This is a genomic window from Streptomyces sp. NPDC017676 (genome assembly GCF_044329325.1).
Taxonomy (GTDB): domain Bacteria; phylum Actinomycetota; class Actinomycetes; order Streptomycetales; family Streptomycetaceae; genus Streptomyces.
In genome coordinates, this window is sequence record NZ_JBIRJA010000010.1 from 41,122 (window position 1) to 54,790 (window position 13,669).

Annotated in this window: 10 protein-coding genes and 3 pseudogenes; 10 read left to right on the forward strand and 3 right to left on the reverse strand. The window is 69.2% G+C overall.

The window, feature by feature from the left end:
- Positions 1-25: 25 nt before the first annotated feature.
- Both ACH4LD_RS22545 and ACH4LD_RS22550 read right to left on the reverse strand, forming a co-directional pair.
- Complete coding sequence (locus tag ACH4LD_RS22545) at positions 26-1,927, reverse strand: glycoside hydrolase family 15 protein (RefSeq protein ID WP_398058763.1); 1,902 nt, start codon at positions 1,925-1,927, stop codon at positions 26-28.
- A 225-nt stretch (positions 1,928-2,152) separates the two neighbouring features.
- Entirely contained in the window at positions 2,153-2,719 is a 567-nt protein-coding gene (locus ACH4LD_RS22550) for a DUF6415 family natural product biosynthesis protein (protein ID WP_398106183.1), read from the reverse strand.
- 172 nt (positions 2,720-2,891) lie between these two features.
- Between ACH4LD_RS22550 and ACH4LD_RS22555 the strand changes: the two genes are divergently transcribed.
- From ACH4LD_RS22555 to ACH4LD_RS22600, 10 genes and pseudogenes are all read left to right on the forward strand, one after another.
- On the forward strand, positions 2,892-4,394 hold the full coding sequence (locus ACH4LD_RS22555) for a helix-turn-helix domain-containing protein (RefSeq protein ID WP_398058762.1): 1,503 nt from the start codon (positions 2,892-2,894) through the stop codon (positions 4,392-4,394).
- A complete protein-coding gene (locus ACH4LD_RS22560; RefSeq protein WP_398058761.1) occupies positions 4,391-5,098 on the forward strand; it encodes an HAD family hydrolase in 708 nt (235 codons plus the stop codon). The genes ACH4LD_RS22555 and ACH4LD_RS22560 overlap by 4 nt, the downstream gene beginning before the upstream one ends.
- Positions 5,099-6,214: 1,116 nt before the next feature.
- Entirely contained in the window at positions 6,215-7,396 is a 1,182-nt protein-coding gene (locus ACH4LD_RS22565) for a tyrosine-type recombinase/integrase (protein ID WP_398058760.1), read from the forward strand.
- A gap of 29 nt (positions 7,397-7,425) precedes the next feature.
- Positions 7,426-8,715 (forward strand): 4-carboxymuconolactone decarboxylase, encoded by a 1,290-nt coding sequence (pcaC, locus tag ACH4LD_RS22570; RefSeq protein ID WP_398058759.1) that lies wholly within the window; start codon positions 7,426-7,428, stop codon positions 8,713-8,715.
- A 36-nt stretch (positions 8,716-8,751) separates the two neighbouring features.
- On the forward strand, positions 8,752-9,387 hold the full coding sequence (locus tag ACH4LD_RS22575) for an MBL fold metallo-hydrolase (protein WP_398058758.1): 636 nt from the start codon (positions 8,752-8,754) through the stop codon (positions 9,385-9,387).
- Positions 9,388-9,432: 45 nt separating this feature from the next.
- Positions 9,433-10,212 (forward strand): exodeoxyribonuclease III, encoded by a 780-nt coding sequence (locus ACH4LD_RS22580; protein WP_398058757.1) that lies wholly within the window; start codon positions 9,433-9,435, stop codon positions 10,210-10,212.
- A gap of 15 nt (positions 10,213-10,227) precedes the next feature.
- The gene (locus ACH4LD_RS22585; RefSeq protein WP_398058756.1) at positions 10,228-10,647 is read left to right on the forward strand and encodes a DUF6278 family protein; all 420 of its coding nucleotides are present in this window, start codon (positions 10,228-10,230) and stop codon (positions 10,645-10,647) included.
- A gap of 165 nt (positions 10,648-10,812) precedes the next feature.
- Positions 10,813-11,336: pseudogene (locus tag ACH4LD_RS22590) on the forward strand (hypothetical protein).
- Positions 11,337-11,400: 64 nt separating this feature from the next.
- Positions 11,401-11,536: pseudogene (locus ACH4LD_RS22595) on the forward strand (amino acid ABC transporter permease); the annotation flags it as partial.
- Positions 11,537-12,052, forward strand: a pseudogene (locus tag ACH4LD_RS22600) (ABC transporter permease subunit); the annotation flags it as partial. It abuts the pseudogene before it with no gap.
- A gap of 48 nt (positions 12,053-12,100) precedes the next feature.
- Here the strand turns inward: ACH4LD_RS22600 and ACH4LD_RS22605 are convergent.
- On the reverse strand, positions 12,101-13,666 hold the full coding sequence (locus ACH4LD_RS22605; RefSeq protein ID WP_398058755.1) for a CocE/NonD family hydrolase: 1,566 nt from the start codon (positions 13,664-13,666) through the stop codon (positions 12,101-12,103).
- Positions 13,667-13,669 lie beyond the last annotated feature (3 nt).

The window sequence follows — 13,669 nt, forward strand, 5'->3', positions numbered from 1 at the left end:
GGGAATCCTCGTAAGGGGGTGGGGGTTAAGCGTGCTGCGGCGTCATGTCTGCGCAGGTCTGACGTGTGCTACGAGAGGTCGAGTGGGGCGCCGGAACCGCGACAACGCCGCGGTGGTGGGGGAACTGCAACCCCAGGACCTGAAGGAGCCGGGCGCTCTGGATCAGGCCCATGTGGCTGAACGCCTGCGGGAAGTTGCCGAGCTGGCGCTGCCGGACGGGGTCGTACTCCTCGGCCAGGAGCCCGAGATCGTTGCGCAGCGCCAGGAGGCGTTCGAACAGGGCGTGGGCCTCGTCGAGGCGACCGGTCAGGGCCAGGGCGTCCACGAGCCAGAAGGAGCACAGGACGAATGCGCCCTCGTCTCCGGTCAGGCCGTCCATCCCGGTTTGGTCACCGATGGTCGGGTAACGGCGTACGAGCCCGTCCGGGGTGCAAAGTTCACGACGTACTGCGTCCACGGTGCCGATGACGCGCGGGTCGTTGGGCGGCAGGAAGCCAACGCGGGCGATCAGCAGCGTGGCGGCATCAAGTTCCTGGGAGCCGTAGGACTGGGTGAAGGTGTTGCGCACCGGGTCGAAGCCCTTGTCGCAGACCTCGTGGTGGATGGTTGCCCGCAGCTCGACCAGGGGAGCCAGGTCTATGTCGAGCGCGCCGGCTTCGGCCAGGCGGATGGTGCGGTCGATCGCTACCCAGGCCATCACCTTGGAGTGGACGAAGTGCCGACGTGCCCCGCGGATCTCCCAGATTCCCTCGTCGGGCTCCTGCCAGCGCTGTGCCAGGTGCTCGACGAGCCGCCGGTGCAGCACGGCGGTGTCGGCGCAATGGGCCACACCGCTCTCGTGCGCGCGGTAAAGAGTCTCGATCACCTCGCCGTACACGTCGAGCTGCAGCTGGTCCGCTGCCCCATTGCCGACCCGCACCGGCGTTGAGCCCTCGTACCCGGGCAGCCAGGGCAGCTCCCGTTCCTCCAGGTCACGCTCCCCGGTGATCCCGTACATGATCTGCAGGTTCTCCGGATCACCGGCCACGGCACGCAGCAGCCATCGCCGCCATGCCTGCGCCTCCTGCGCGTACCCGGTGCCCAGGAGGGCGGCGAGGGTCATGGCGGCGTCGCGCAGCCAGGTCAAGCGGTAGTCCCAGTTACGTTTGCCGCCGATTTCCTCGGGCAGCGACGTGGTCGGCGCCGCGACGATCCCACCACTCGGTCCATAGGTCATCGCCTTCAGCGCGATCAAGGAACGGACCACGGCCTCGCGGTAGGGCCCGTCGTAGGTGCACTCCTGCGTCCAGTCCTGCCAGAAGGTGAGCGTCGCGGCGAGCGCGGCGTCGGGATCGGGGATCTCCGGAGCGGGTGCGTGGGACGGGCACCAACTGAGGACGAACGCCACTCTCTGCCCAGCGCAGATGGCGAAGGCACTGACGATGACGCCGTCCTTCTCCGCCTGCGGGACGGAGGTGTCGAGCCATAGCGCGTCCACGCCGGCCTCTGCGATCATGCGCCCACCGGCCTCGTGGATCCACGGGCTGACGCTGCCGTATCCCGATCGCGGGCGCATGGCCGAGACCATCTCCACCTCGCCGTCCAAGCCCTCGACGATCCGGATCACCTGCGGTGTCCCGTCGCGCGGCGGCATGAAGTCCAGGACGCGGACCGAACCGGCTGAGGTGCGCCACACCGATTCCAGGACAAGCGAGTCGCCGCGGTACCGGCGCTCGGCGACCGCTCCGGAACTGGGGCGCCCAGTAGTCGAGGCAGGAGCGATCTGCCAGGTGCCATGCTCCTGCGTGCCGAGCAGGCCGGCGAAGACGGCCGGCGAGTCGAAACGGGGCAGACACAGCCAGTCGATCATGCCGTCGTCGCAGACGAGAGCACTGGTCTGCATGCCACCGATCAGGCCGTACTGCTCGATGCGCGGAAGGCGATTCATCGTGTGGGTCTCCGTAGGCCCGGGAATCCGGGGATTGCTTCGGGGCCGCCGTAGCAGCCGGGATGTCGGTAGGAGAGGCTCGTTGGCCACCGGAGCGAGGAAGCCTGTTCTGCCTCGGCGCCGAGTGCTCGTCCGCCGGAGGAGCGGCCGGTTGCTCGACACCTTGGAGAACCAGCCACGCCATGGGGCCGAGAATCAGCGCGATCAGAACTGCCCCGGTGATGGTCACGTTCGGGGCACCGAGGCGGCCACAACCAAGCACGCCAAGGCAAGAGCGAATACCGCTCCGCGCAGCACGTTGGCCCGCGCGTTCCACCAACACCGTCTCTTTCTCGGCCTGGCGGGGACAACGCCGTGCGCCCGTACGACAGCAATAAGTGCCTGGGTTGCCTCGGCCAGACGGACCAGGTGGACCCTGCTGGGCATGTAACCATCCGGGACGCCCGCCGAAGCGAGCTGCTGCGCGCAACGCAGCGCGCACGCTCCCGACGGGGCCACGACCGCAAGTTGGCTGATGTGACCGCGGAGGCGCCGCGCGAGTTCTTCCACGTCGCCAGCGCTCTCCGGCAGCGGCGACTCCTCGGCCAACACGAGCGCCACCGTCTCCGCTGCGGCCACTGCCCGATCGCGCTGCGGGCCCAGCTCGGCGCCAGTACCGTCCTGTCTGGTGGAGGCAACGCGCTGGCGGGCGTTGCGACGAGAAGTCATCGGACGACGCATGACACAATTCCTGTTCGCATCAGGCCAACTCGGTTTGGCCGCGGTCGGTGCGACGCCTAGTCCAGGGCGCATCCGAGTCCTCCCAGGTGGGCGCCGCAGAGGCGGTGCAGTGCCATGAGTTTGGAGGCGCGTCGGCCATGAGGGGCATCGCTGTAGCGATATCGCTGCAGCGATATCGATCTCCACCTAGCCTGGTATCACGGCCGGGGCGAGCTGGATCGCGACGAGGAGAGCCGAGGCGAACATGCCAGGGGGACCAGGGCGCACATGCGTGCGGTGCGGGCTGCCGATCAGCCGGTACAACCCGGATACACGTTGTTCCACCTGCGCCCGGACCGAAGCGACACCGACCATCCCGGACCGGGCTTGGCGCGACGAGGAAGTTCAACGGGCCCTGGCGGTCTGGGATTTCGGAACGGTCGTGCGCCTGGTCCGGCGCCGATCCGGGCTGTCGCAGAAGGCCGTACGGGAGCTGACCGGACTCACTCAGGGCTTTATTTCGGACCTGGAGCGCGGCCTCAAACAGGTCAACGGTCGCGAGACGATCATCGATCTCCTGACCGGACTCGGACTTCCCTCCGACCTCCGCCCGCTCCTCCTCGTCCCCTTCGCACAGGCCGAATCGCAGCGACTTGTCGACGCCATCGACCCGGCTTTGCCATGGACGGCGGCTCGTATGGTGACGTCACTGGAAGCAGCCGTCGGAGGAGCCATGAACGGATTGAACCGCCGCAGCGTGATCGCAGCCCTGGGCGGGGCCAGTCTCACGCAGTACATCCTGCAAGCAGCCGTCGCCCCTCCCGAGGCCGTCGCCGCCACCGCCCGGAATGGAATCAGCGTCTCCGACCAGCTCCTCACCAGCCTGCAGTCCACCACTGACGCCCTGCGCCAGGCCGACGCCAGCCACGGCAGCGGCAATCTCGCCCGAGCCGCAGCAGCGCACCTCAAAGTCCTGCTCCGACTCCTGAAAGAAGGGAACTACAACGAGGCGACCGGCCGACGCCTCGCGGCAGTGACTGCGGACACCGCAATCCAGACCGGCTGGTATCACTTCGACAGCGGCGCCCACACCGCTGCCCACAACCTCCTCCTTGGAGCCCTGCGCGCAGCCCACGCCAGTGGTGACAGCAGGTTGAGGGCCGGGGCGCTGTCCTTCCTCGCCATTCACGGGTACTCCGCCGGCGACCCCCGCGACGCGGTCACCGCCGCGCGCACCGCCCGCCAGGTCATCGCCGACCAAGACGCACCCGCCCTGCACGCCATGCTCCTTACACGCCAGGCCCGCGGGCACGCCCGCCTACGCGAAGACCGTCAGGCCCTCACCGCTCTGGAAGAGGCACAGGCCCTGTGTGCCCGCGGACGCGGAGAGGACGATCCGCACTGGCTGTACTGGATCAACCCGGGAGAAATCATGGGCCAGACAGGCAGCTGCCTGCTCGATCTCGGCCGTCCCGACCAAGCCGCCGAGGCGTTCGCTGACGCGCGCAACGCCTTCAGCACGGACGAGATCCGTACCCGCGCCCAGTTCCTCTCCCGCGCTGCCACCGCCCAGATGCGCGCCGGCGATGTCGACGCCGGATCTGCCATTGGACACGAAGTTCTGGCCCTTGTCGCCGGAGTCCGCTCCGCACGCTTGGACGACAACCTCGCCACGATGCTCACTGAAGCGCGCCGCTACTCCTCGGCTGAACCTGCCAGGGAACTCCTGGAACGCGGTCGGACCGTCATGGAGGAACGTGCCGCATGATCCTGGTTCTGTGGGACATCGACCGCACTCTCCTCTACACCGGTGACATCGACCGGCGCGTCTACAAGGAGACCTTCACCAGCGTCGTCGGTCGTCCCCCAACTGCCCTGCCCGCCCGCGGCACGGGGGTTACCATGCCCTTGGCCGTTCGGGAGCTTCTGCGCGTCAACCAGGTTCCCGAAGAGAGGGTGGAGGCGCTTGCGGCGCGCATCGTCGCCGAACTCCCCGAACGCCTCGCCGGACACCGGGAGCTGTTGGCCAAAGACGGGAGCATCATGCCCGGAGCCGTGGACGCGCTTGCCGCGGTCCAGCAGGCGGAGCACTTGATCCCGACCGTCGTTACCGGGAACTTGCGAGGCAGCGCGGAGACCAAGCTGGCCGCGCTGGGCCTCATCGACTACCTCGACACCACCATCGGTGGCTACGCGTCCGACGATCCCCACCGTCCGGCCCTTGTCCGCATCGCACAGGACCGGGCAGCCGCGAAGCACGGAGGCCGGTTCGACCGCGACAACACCGTGATCGTGGGTGACTCGCTGGAAGACGTACGCACCGGCCTGGAAGGTGGTGCCAAGGTCATCGCGGTCGCGTCAGGCACCACCACCGAACAGCAACTACACGCCGCAGGAGCAAACCACGTCGTGCCTGACCTCACCGTCACCACAACCCTCCTCGGCCTCATCGACCAGGTTCAGGCTCCCTAGTGGGGGCGGGCGCCGTCGCAGGTAGCCCCCAGGCGGCTCGGGATGACAGTACTTTCGCGACGCCGCCATAATTTTGATACCGCAGGTCAGGGGATCATCCGACTGCCTTGTAAGGCATCCGTAATGATCAGCGCTCGACGGTGACCCCCAGGCGGTCGGGCCACGAGTTGATCGGGATTCCCACGCTCTGGGAAGTGGTCAGCGAAGGACCGCCCATCGACGTAACCAAGAGGAAAGTCTTCTCTCTGTTGCCTCCTTTACCTGCCTGCGTTGCCTTGCTTAAAGCCGAGCGAAACAGCGCCGATGAAGTGCTTCCCGCGGCGGCGCATCACCGCCTGGCGTCCACCGAGAACCCGGCATTCGCCCACGGCAGACGAGAAAGACCTTGCAAAAGCTGGAACTCGTGGCTGGTATATGTCAACGTACAACACCGCGGAAGTAAGTGGTCGCGAAGTGACCTGCCGTCGACGATGTCAGGAGAAGCTCTCTGCTGGGGTGTCCTGAATTCCTTTCGGCTGCCAGCTCGTTTGCTCGCCCTCCAGGCCAGCTTGAGGTCGTCATCGCGCAGGTGACTGGCGAACCGATGTGTGGCTCCTGTCATGAGGTGAGCACCTGCTCGCCGGCCTTACTGGGGAAGTGGGTCGGTTACCCCCCTAACCCGGTCGGCGCTGTTGGTGGACGAGCGGCAACATAGACGACGATCGCCTGTTGGCCAAACCGGCGATCCTTTGGACCATGGGTTGTGTTCGATTCGGCTGCGCTCGGCGGTGGAGCCGGATTGATGCAGTAGGCGATGCCGCGAAGGGCACAGACAGCCAGCGGTTTTCCTGAGCTGCGCCCAAGCTTGCAACGTTATTCCTTGTGGTTTGGTAACGCCCCGCTGGATGACGCGTGTTGCTGTTGCTGCGAGTTGCACTACGTGACCCTGGGCGCCCTCAGCGAGCCACGAGGTATGCCGCGAGTTGCAGAGCGCCAGGTCGATCTTCCACGCATGGCGACAGATGGGGACGCGGTCCCTCGCTGTATCCGACTTCCCGATTGATCTCTGCGAGTACGGCGCGATGACTTCGCGAACTGCCCTGCAAGAAGACCCGGCAAGCAACGGAGGAGATTGAGATGCCCGAACCGATCAAGAAGCTGCCGCCAAACGCGAAGGGGCAGGTGCGCTACCGTTTCGTGGTGGACGTGGGCGTGGATCCCGAGACGGGGAAGCGGAAGCAGCTGCGGCGCACCTTCGGCACACTGAAGGAAGCGAAGGCGGAGTATGCCCGCATCACCAGCAAGCGGCACGAGGGAACATTCGTCCCGCCCAACAAGATCACCGTGAACGAATGGCTGGATCAGTGGCTCGCGATGAAGGCTGAAGACCTGGAGCCGACCACGATCTACAACTACCAGGTGACCCTGGATCGTATGCGCGGAAAGCTCGGCAACCTCCGGCTGCAAGAGCTTACGGAGGACCATGTGGTGGAGTGGATGCGGTGGGCACTTCAGGGGGGCCGTGTGCGTGGCGAGAAAGCCGGAATGGGTCTCGGGGTCACGTCGGTAGACATGAGCCTGGCCAGGCTGAAGGATGCCCTGAACCGCGCTGTCACGCGCGGCCTGGTGACCGTGAATGTAGCCAGCGAAGTACACATCCCGCTGAAGGCCCGGAAGGCGGAGCGGAAGACGAAGGCGGTCGTCCAGCCATGGAACGCCTCGGAGGTGGGTGCCTTCGTCGCTGCGATGAAGGGGGACCGGCTGTACGCGCCGCTGCTGCTGTCCCTGATGGGGCTCCGTCCGGCGGAGGTCTGCGGCCTGAGGTGGTCGGACATCGACCTGAACGCCGGCACGCTCAGCATCGTTAACACGCGGACCATGATGGGGAACCGCACCGTGGTGGAGAAGGACACGAAGAGCATAGCGGGCGAGCGCGTTTTGCCGCTCCCGAGCCTGGTAAGGGAGGCGCTGAAGACGTTCCGCGCCACGCAGGCAGTGGAACGCCTGGCGGCGGGTGAAGGCTACGAAGGCGCCGGCTACGTACTCGCGAATGAACTTGGCGCCGCGCTGAACGGGCGGCAGTTGCGGGTGCGAGCATACAAGATCATGGACGCAAACGGCCTTCGCAGAGTCCGTCTGTACGATGCTCGGGCGTCTTGCCTCACGTACCTCGCCAACAACGGGGTGCCGGATCACCTGCTCGCCATGTGGGCCGGGCACACGAACGTGAAGACGACGAAGAAGTGGTACGTGAAGCCGGACGTGGCGGACCTGCTTCCAGCCGCGGAGGCATGGGGAGGTCTCGCAGGGGGCGTGTGACAGATCGTGACAGATGAAGGTGTAGACCCGTGAGCGAAGCTAAGATCGAAACGCTGCAATACCGCTTTGACGGGCCAGAAGACGCCCCTGTCTTGATCTTGGGACCGTCCCTCGGTACCACATGGCACATGTGGGACCGCCAGGTACCGGAGCTGGCCAAGCAGTGGCGCGTCTTCCGGTTCGATCTGCCCGGTCACGGCGGCGCCCCCGCGCACCCGGCCGGATCGGTCGCCGAGCTGAGTGCCCGGCTGCTGGCGACGCTGGACGCGCTCGGCGTGCAGCGGTTCGGCTACGCGGGCTGCGCGCTGGGCGGGGCGATCGGCATCGAGCTGGCCCTGCGCCACCCCGCGCGGCTCGCCTCCCTGGCCCTGGTCGCGGCCTCGCCCCGGTTCGGCACCGCCGACGAGTTCCGCCAGCGCGGGGTGGTCGTGCGGACCAACGGGCTCGACCCGATCGCCCGGACCGCGCCCGACCGCTGGTTCACCGGCGGGTTCGCCGCCGCGCAGCCCGCGATCACCGAGTGGGCCGTGCAGATGGTCCGCACCACCGATCCCGGCTGCTACATCGCCGCCTGCGAGGCACTGGCCTCCTTCGACGTACGGCCCGAGCTGGGCCGGGTGGGGGTGCCGACGCTGGTGCTGGTCGGCTCCGACGACCAGGTCACCGGCCCGGCCGAGGCCCGCACCCTGGTCGCCGGCATCCCGGACGCCCGGCTCGCGGTCGTCCCCGGCGCCTCCCACCTGGTGCCGGTGGAGCAGCCCGCCGCCGTCACCGACCTGCTCGTCCACCACTTCTCCACCGCCTGGCAGCAGCCCTACGACACCGGCCAGACCGCCCTTCCGGGCATGCCGGCCGTCCCGGTCCCGGCCGCCGCGCCGCAGCCCGCGCCGGTCGCCGAGATCGCCCCGGCCGCCCTGCCGGAGCGGCCCGCCGGGCAGCCGGACCGGTACCAGACCGGACTGAAGGTCCGCCGCGAGGTGCTCGGCGACGCCCATGTGGACCGGGCGCTGGCACAGGCCGGCGAGTTCTCCGGGGACTTCCAGGAGTTCGTCACCCGCTACGCCTGGGGCGAGATCTGGGACCGGCCCGGCCTGGACCGCCGTACCCGCAGCTGCATCACGCTCACCGCGCTGGTCGCGGGCGGCCACCTGGAGGAGCTGGCCTTCCACACCCGGGCGGCCCTGCGCAACGGGCTCACCCCGGACGAGATCAAGGAAGTGCTGCTCCAGGCCGCCGTCTACTGCGGGGTGCCGGCCGCGAACAGCGCGTTCCGGGTGGCCCAGCAGGTGATCCGGGAGGAGACCACGCCCGCCGAGTAGCGCCGCGGGCGGCCGCAGACGGCAGGATGGGGAGACATGAAGCTCACGAAGAAGTCCCACGCCTGCGTCCGCCTGGAGAAAGAGGGGCAGACCCTCGTCATCGACCCGGGCGGGTTCTCCGAGGAGGACGCCGCCCTCGGCGCGGACGCGATCCTGGTCACGCACGAGCACCCGGACCACTTCGACGAGTTCCGGCTGCGGGCCGCCATGGAGAACAACCCGGCCGCCCACATCTGGACGCTGAAGTCGGTCGCCGACCAGGTCGAGGCGGCCTTCCCGGGCCGGGTGCACACCGTCGGGCACGGCGACACCTTCACCGCCGCCGGTTTCGACGTCCAGGTCCATGGCGAGCTGCACGCGGTGATCCACCCGGACATCCCGCGCATCACCAACGTCGGCTACCTGATCGACGGCGGGAAGGTGTTCCACCCCGGCGACGCCTTCACCGTGCCCGGCCAGGCGGTCGAGACGCTGCTGGTGCCGGTGATGGCCCCCTGGAACAAGATCTCCGAGGTGATCGACTACGTCCGCGAGGTGGGCCCGCGGCGCGCGTACGACGTCCACGACGCCCTGATCACCGACCTCGCCCTGCCGATCTACGAGGGTCACCTCGGCCGCCTGGGCGGCACGGAGCACCAGCGGCTCCACCCCGGGGCGTGGACCGAGGTCTGAGCACGCGGACCGGCGTTGTCGGACCCGCCAGGTAGGTTGTGAGGCATGCGCATCGCTACCTGGAACGTGAACTCGATCACCGCCCGCCTTCCCCGGCTGCTGGCCTGGCTGGAGAGCAGCGGCACCGACGTGCTCTGCCTCCAGGAGGCCAAGGTCGCCGAGGAGCAGTTCCCGTTCGACCAGCTCCGCGAGCTGGGCTACGAGGCCGCGGTCCACGCGACCGGCCGGTGGAACGGCGTGGCGGTGCTCTCCCGCGTCGGCATCGAGGACGTGGTCAAGGGCCTGCCCGGCGACCCGGGCTTCGACGGCGTGACCGAGCCGCGCGCCCTCTCGGCGACCTGCGGCCCGGTCCGCGTCTGGTCGGTGTACGTGCCGAACGGCCGCGAGGTCGGCCACCCGCACTACGCGTACAAGCTCCAGTGGTTCGAGGCGCTGAAGGCCGCCGTGTACGGCGACGCGCAGGGCAGCCGCCCGTTCGCGGTGCTGGGCGACTACAACGTCGTGCCGACGGACGACGACGTCTACGACCCTGCCGCCTTCGAGGGCTCCACCCATGTCACCCCCGCCGAGCGCGCCGCGCTGGCCGCCCTGCGCGAGGCGGGCCTCGACGACGTCGTGCCGCGCCCGCTGAAGTACGACCACCCGTTCACCTACTGGGACTACCGCCAGCTCTGCTTCCCGAAGAACCGGGGCATGCGCATCGACCTGGTGTACGGCAACCAGCCGTTCGCCAAGGCCGTCAAGGACGCGTACGTCGACCGCGAGGAGCGCAAGGGCAAGGGCGCCTCCGACCACGCGCCGGTGGTGGTCGACCTGGACGTGTGATGCCACGCTGGGTCCATGAACCTTCCGTTCCTGGGCCCCCGGCACGCGAAGAAGGCGGAAGCGGCGCTCCGCGTCGACCCCGAGGCGGTCGCCGCGCTGCTCTCCGAGTGCGAGCTGCTGCGCTCGCAGGCGGACCGGGCGGGCGTCCGTCTCGACGACACCCCGGCCTCCCTGGAGGCCCTGGACCAGATGGTCCCGCGCTGGCGGGACGACCCGGAGGTCCTGCCCTGGCTGGGCCACGACGCCGGGCTGTACCTGGGCACGGTCGTCGTGCGCACCGTACCCGGCGCCGCCTGGCTGATCCGGCCCGACGGCGAGCCCGTCGTACGCCTCGCCTCCGGCCGTGCGGTGGAGGTGGTGCCGGCCGGTGAGGAATGGGCGGTGAGCGGTGTTCCCGAGCTGTCCCAGTGGTACGCGGAGATCGCCGAGACCTGACACCCGCTGCGCCGGCCGTCCGGGCTGCGGTCCTCGACGATCCGGCCGTCGGCCATGAAGACGACGCGGTCGCCGCCGGGGGCGAAGTTCTTCCCCCCCCGGCGGCGACCGCGCCGAGGACTTCCTCTCCAAGATCCTCACGCACTGACCGGGGGAGTGCCGGTCGTGCTCCGTCCCGCCCGTGTGCCCCGCGCCCTGTGCGTCCTGCTGGCCGTGCCGGCCGCCGCCTGCGGCAAGGAGGGCAGCCCGCCCGGCAAGGGTCCGGCGCCCGGGAAGCTCCCGCACTAACAGGTGGCCCGGGACTTCCGCCTGCCCGCCTCTCCGACTGGACCCGGGCGGAGAAGCGCGGCCACGTCGTCGTCGGCGCCAGGGAGGACCAGCCCTACCTCGCCGAGGAGGACAACCTGCTCACCTACCAGGTCGACGCCGTCACCACCGACGACGCCATCCTGATCGGCCACGCGGCCAAGGCCCCCCGCGAACTCAAGGTCGCCGGCAGGCCGTTCTCCGAGGAGCCGTACGGCATCGGCGTCCCGCACGCCGACGACGCGCTGCGCCTCGCCCTCGACGACGCCCTGGCGGCCCGGGAGAGGAACGGCGACTGGAAGAAGGCGTACGACGCCACGCTCGGCCTGTCCGGCGTGCCCCCACCCAGACCTCCCGCCATCGACCGCTACCCGGCGAGCTGACCGAACGGCATGAACGTACTGACCGACAACTTCTCCACCTACGGCGACGGTTTCCTCGGCAGTCTTCGCGGTCCTGCTCGGCCTGCACCGCTTCGGACTGGCGCTGCCCGTCCAGGTGTTCGCCGTCCTCGCCCTCGGCTGTTCCACCTCGGTGTTCATCTGCGAGGCGCTGCGCTCTGGCATCAACACCGTGCCCCACCTTCATCTTCGTGCCGCTGAAGGCGCAGCCGCTGCCCGCGCTGGTCGCCGGGCTCACCCTCTACAACGGCTCGGTGCTCGCCGAGGTCCTCCGCTCGGGCGTGAACGCCGTCGAACGCGGCCAGGGCGAGGCCGCGTTCGCGCTCGGCATGCGCAAGACCCAGGTCATGGCGCACGTCCTCGTCCCGCAGGCGGTGCGTGCCATGCTGCCCGCCGTCATCAGCCGGCTGGTGGTCGCCCTGAAGGACACCTCCCTGGGCTTTCTCATCGCCTACGAGGAGTTCCTTCACGCGGGGAAGCTCATCGGCTCCAACCTCGACTACGATTTGCCGTTCATCCCTGTGGTGATGGTGATCTCGCCGATCTGCATCGGGATGTGCATGCTGCTCTCCTGGTTCGCCGACCGGGTGTCCCGGCGGGAGCGGCGCAGCCCCAGGACCAAGGGGGTGGCGGTCGCCGCTCCCGGGCCGGGGGCGCTGCTGCCGGGTGGGGTGCCCCCCACGGCCCCGAAGGCATGAGGGGGGCGGCAGTTCAACGGGCCAGGCTCGTCCGGCGGCAGCCGGAGATCACTGCTCGCCGAGCGGGACGGACACGTACGACGGGTCGTCCGAGGGCGAGGAGAAGGTCAGCTGCGCGCCGGACGGGTTGTGCTCGGCGTAGAGCGGGTCGACCGTGTCGACCACCAGCGCGAGGCGGTGCCCGGCGGGAACGTCGTAGGCCGTGGAGAACAGGTCCAGGTCGACGGCGAACGGCTCGCCGGGCGTCCGCCCGTGCCAGGTGAAGGGCGCGTGCGTGACCAGCTTGCCGATGCCGAGCGGGCCCACGTCGTACAGGTAGGCGATGAGCGTGCCGCTCTCGCGGGTCGGGGTGAGCGTGGTGTGCAGGGTGGCCGTGCCGCGCACCCGCTGGGCGGCGCCGTACCGCTCCGACTGCCACACGGCCGCCCAGCGGCGCGGCAGCAGCGGCAGGGAGGCGGTGGGCGGCAGCTGGGCGACCTGGTCCAGGATGCTGGAGAGGAAGACGATCCCGCCGTCCGCGCCGGAGTCGACGTTCGCGTGGATCGTGGGCGAGCCGGTGAGTGCGAGCTCGCGCCGGGTCGCGGTGACCGACTTCCAGTCCGGGTAGCCCTCGTACTCCCCCGCGCCACGGGACTTCAGCCGGACGGGCTGCTCGCGGTCGATGCCGTTGTCGGCGCCCGCGAGGTAGTGGTCGAACCAGCGCCGGGTGTCCGTCCACACGTCGTTGGGCAGCCCGAACAGACCGGTGAGCTCGGGTGTCGCGTGGTCGCCGGGGCGCAGTTCGAGCCGCTTCGGGACGGTCAGCTTCTCGTAGAAGGAGGCGTACTGGTTCGCCGGGAACACCGTGTCGCCCCAGGCGTTGGCCAGCATCACCGCGGCGCCGTTCTTGTTGAGCTGGTCCACATAGGTCGTGGCGGAACGTTTCCGCCCCCAGTCGATCATCTCCTGTTCCTTCGACAGGTTCGACGAGTACAGGTTGTCGAAGATGGCGCGCAGTTCGGGGCTCTCTCGGCCGGTGAGGGTGGCCGCGCCGTCCAGCACGGCCGCCGCCTGGAGGTGCTGGGTGCGGCCCGAGTAGATGGAGTCGATCAGGTCGGCCCACCCGCTGAGCGCGGCCACGGCCTTGACCCGCTTGTCGTGGGCGGCGGTGAGCAGGCTGATCCCGGCGCCGTACGACACCCCGGCCATGCCGATGTGCTCCGGGTCGGCCGGGGTGTGGGCGAGGGCCCAGTCGATCACCTTGGAGGCGTCCGCTGTGTCGGGCGGACCGGCCACTTCTATCCGGCCGCCGGACTGCCAGAACCCGCGCACGTTGTAGGTGAGCACCACATAGCCGGAGTCGGCCAGCTTCTGGGCCTGGGCCAGGTACTCCACCTGGGGCAGGCCCCAGCTCGTGGGCAGCACGATGAGCGGATAGCGGCGCGAGCCGTCGGCGCCCCCGGGCGTGAGGACGTTGGCCTTCAGTACGGTGCCGCCGTCGCCGGTGATGTCGACGAACCGGATGCTCGGGGCGGCCTCGGCGGCCGGCGCCAGACCGACGGCGGAGCCGGCGAGCAGGGCCGCCGAGACGGCTCCGGCGGCGGAGGCGCGCAGCGCGGTGCGACCGTGTCCCATGGG

Excerpts from the sequence above, each read along its gene's own strand:
- ACH4LD_RS22605 (WP_398058755.1), bottom strand. The coding sequence starts at position 13,666 with ATGGGACACGGTCGCACCGCGCTGCGCGCCTCCGCCGCCGGAGCCGTC.
- ACH4LD_RS22550 (WP_398106183.1), bottom strand. The coding sequence starts at position 2,719 with ATGCGCCCTGGACTAGGCGTCGCACCGACCGCGGCCAAACCGAGTTGG.
- ACH4LD_RS22585 (WP_398058756.1), top strand. The coding sequence starts at position 10,228 with ATGAACCTTCCGTTCCTGGGCCCCCGGCACGCGAAGAAGGCGGAAGCG.
- ACH4LD_RS22545 (WP_398058763.1), bottom strand. The coding sequence starts at position 1,927 with ATGAATCGCCTTCCGCGCATCGAGCAGTACGGCCTGATCGGTGGCATG.
- ACH4LD_RS22560 (WP_398058761.1), top strand. The coding sequence starts at position 4,391 with ATGATCCTGGTTCTGTGGGACATCGACCGCACTCTCCTCTACACCGGT.
- ACH4LD_RS22575 (WP_398058758.1), top strand. The coding sequence starts at position 8,752 with ATGAAGCTCACGAAGAAGTCCCACGCCTGCGTCCGCCTGGAGAAAGAG.
- ACH4LD_RS22580 (WP_398058757.1), top strand. The coding sequence starts at position 9,433 with ATGCGCATCGCTACCTGGAACGTGAACTCGATCACCGCCCGCCTTCCC.
- ACH4LD_RS22555 (WP_398058762.1), top strand. The coding sequence starts at position 2,892 with ATGCCAGGGGGACCAGGGCGCACATGCGTGCGGTGCGGGCTGCCGATC.
- ACH4LD_RS22565 (WP_398058760.1), top strand. The coding sequence starts at position 6,215 with ATGCCCGAACCGATCAAGAAGCTGCCGCCAAACGCGAAGGGGCAGGTG.